The sequence below is a fragment of the Streptomyces sp. NPDC094032 genome, assembly GCF_040303965.1.
Lineage (GTDB): Bacteria > Actinomycetota > Actinomycetes > Streptomycetales > Streptomycetaceae > Streptomyces.
Genome location: NZ_JBEOUE010000059.1, coordinates 1 through 2155, shown reverse-complemented (window position 1 = coordinate 2155; position 2155 = coordinate 1). Strand labels below are relative to the sequence as shown.

The window sequence follows — 2155 nt, the reverse complement described above, 5'->3', positions numbered from 1 at the left end:
GCATCTCTTTCCGGTGCCCTACGCAGGCCAACACGAAGGCGGGAAGCATGAAGGCGAGCGCCGGTGGAAGGACTCCCGGGAGGCAACCACGACGCGCCCACCGTCCACCGCCAGGACGTCCGCCTCGGCACGTGACCGGCCCGACATCGCAGAGCTAGCCGGCAACCCCTTGGGGCCGAACAGTGCAATCTCTCCGGGGAAGCCGTTCACCCCCGCGCCCTCACCGCCAACGCCCGCAACAGGCAGCCGAAGCCCGCCACCGTGAGCACACCGCGAACGTCGTTCCACGCCACCCATGGGCCCTCGAAGGCTGCCCGGGCCTGCGCGGGGTCGGTGGCGGCCGCGAGGGCGTCGTTGAGCGGGACGTTCGCGGCCGAGGTGACGGCGAGCACCGCCACGTACAGGAGCAGTGCGGCCAGCGTCCAGCCGCGTGCCCGGCCGCCGGCCCTCAACTGCCAGGCGGCCGCTGCCGTGAGCAACAGTGCGCCGAAGAACGGGGTGAAGAACAGCGGGTTCTGGATGACGTCGTTGATGTTCCGCATCACCTCGACGTAGGTGCGGGCGTCGCTGCGGGCGAGCGCGGGCATCACCGAGCACGCGTACGCGAACCACACACCTGCCGTCAGTCCGGTCGCCACCGCCGCCGCCCCCAGAACCGCCCCGGCGGCGCTCTCCGTAGCGGGGCTCGTCTGCTTCGCCTGCCTCGTCGTCTTCATGTGCCCATTCAAGGGCGGCTGTTGGACCGCGGACATGGTCCAGCGTCGCACCGGCATACGTGGGCGTCCACGGTACGCGGATGAGTGCCGTCCGGTTCAGACCCGCCGCCTGCATCGGTGCTGCGGCATGATGTGGGGATGGAAGATCAGGCGTTCGAATGGGTGACACTGTTCTGCTACGAGAACGTTTCCGGTTCTCCGCGGCCGGGACAGCTCACGGCGGTTTGACTGCGAGATCGAGGCATCGACTGGCATCCGTTCGCGGACGATGAGGTCCGGATCGACCTGATGTGCGATGTCGGCTCGGATGGACACTGGCACGGCACGATTGCCGTCCGCTTCCGTGCTGACGCTCTTGAGCGGCTCGGTCTGCATCCTGACCAGCCGACGTCCGCGCCGTCGAACCCGCTACCGCCCAAGTGGTGGGGCCCATGGGCACGATGAGGTTCAAGCAACCCCCATCAGGCTCGCGCGGTGCGTTGCCAGTCGGGGGCCGGGTCGGTGGGGAGCAGCGGGCGTAGGGTGTCTAGTTCGTTTGTCGTGATCGTCTGGATCACCGGGTCTCCCGCCAGCACTCGATCCGCGGCCAGCACGGCATTGCGGTTCGCAATGAAGTAGTCGAGGTGGGCGTCCAGGCGCTGGGCCAGCTGCTCAGTGAGTGTGGCTTCGAGGTCGAGGCGGGTCGCCTCCAGGAGGAGGTCGGCCGCCTGCTGATAGACCGCCGCGAACAGCGCGTGCTTGCTCGGGAAGTGCATGTGTCCATCAGGGGGGCGTAGCTTGGGGTTTAGTCGACATCTGTCAACTAGTCGGGTGGGGTGGGAGCATGGCCAGGGCGCTCCGGGTGCTCGCGTGGGCGATGGGGCTTGCGTGCACCGCGATCGGGCTGTTCCACGTGGTCGCCGGTAATGCCGCGATTCCGGGGGCAGCCGACGCCGGCTCCACCGTGGACAGCCTGGGGCGGTTCTTCGGGGCGATCTTCGCCGGATACGGCGTCGCCTGGCTTTGGGTCGTCCGCCAGGACCCGATTCCGGCGCTTGTGGTCCGGTGGCTCACGGCTGTGTTCCTGCTCGGCGCCGTGGGGCGGCTGCTGTCCCTGGCCGTACATGGGTGGCCGCACTGGTTCCAGACCACGCTGACCGTCATCGAACTCCTACTGCCGCCCCTCCTCTTCCTGCTCGCCAGCGCCGACGAGCGGTCATTCCGCGAGCAGGAACGCACCAGCACCTAGGCCGTGTTTTAGAACCCGCTGACCTGGCTGGTTGGCCGTCCGGGGAAGCCGCGGGTGGCCATCCAGATAGTCAGGTCGCAGGCAATGTCGTTGATGCTGGTCGCCGTGGTGACCTCGTGCTCGTTGCGGGTGGTGTCGCGGCGGACGATCTCGTAGCCGCCTTCGTCCAGAACGGCCACGGAGGCGAACCAGACGGGGTCGTCCTCGTCGG

The 2155-nt window shown here is 68.2% G+C and carries 3 protein-coding genes and 2 pseudogenes; 1 reads left to right on the top strand and 4 read right to left on the bottom strand.

All coding sequences use genetic code 11. The features are described from left to right. Positions 1-206: 206 nt before the first annotated feature. From ABTZ54_RS35645 to ABTZ54_RS35635, 3 genes and pseudogenes are all read right to left on the bottom strand, one after another. Entirely contained in the window at positions 207-716 is a 510-nt protein-coding gene (locus ABTZ54_RS35645; RefSeq protein WP_351672134.1) for an anthrone oxygenase family protein, read from the bottom strand. Positions 717-812: 96 nt separating this feature from the next. Continuing rightward, positions 813-1091, bottom strand: a complete 279-nt coding sequence (locus tag ABTZ54_RS35640; RefSeq protein ID WP_351672131.1) for a hypothetical protein — start codon at positions 1089-1091, stop codon at positions 813-815. A gap of 131 nt (positions 1092-1222) precedes the next feature. Further along, a pseudogene (locus tag ABTZ54_RS35635) lies at positions 1223-1474 on the bottom strand (TetR/AcrR family transcriptional regulator); the annotation flags it as partial. Between the two features lie 65 nt (positions 1475-1539). On the opposite strand from ABTZ54_RS35635, the gene ABTZ54_RS35630 reads away from it, so the two are divergent. Continuing rightward, positions 1540-1944, top strand: a complete 405-nt coding sequence (locus tag ABTZ54_RS35630) for a DUF4345 domain-containing protein (protein ID WP_351672128.1) — start codon at positions 1540-1542, stop codon at positions 1942-1944. A gap of 8 nt (positions 1945-1952) precedes the next feature. Here ABTZ54_RS35630 and ABTZ54_RS35625 read toward each other — a convergent pair. Beyond that, positions 1953-2155: pseudogene (locus tag ABTZ54_RS35625) on the bottom strand (hypothetical protein); the annotation flags it as partial.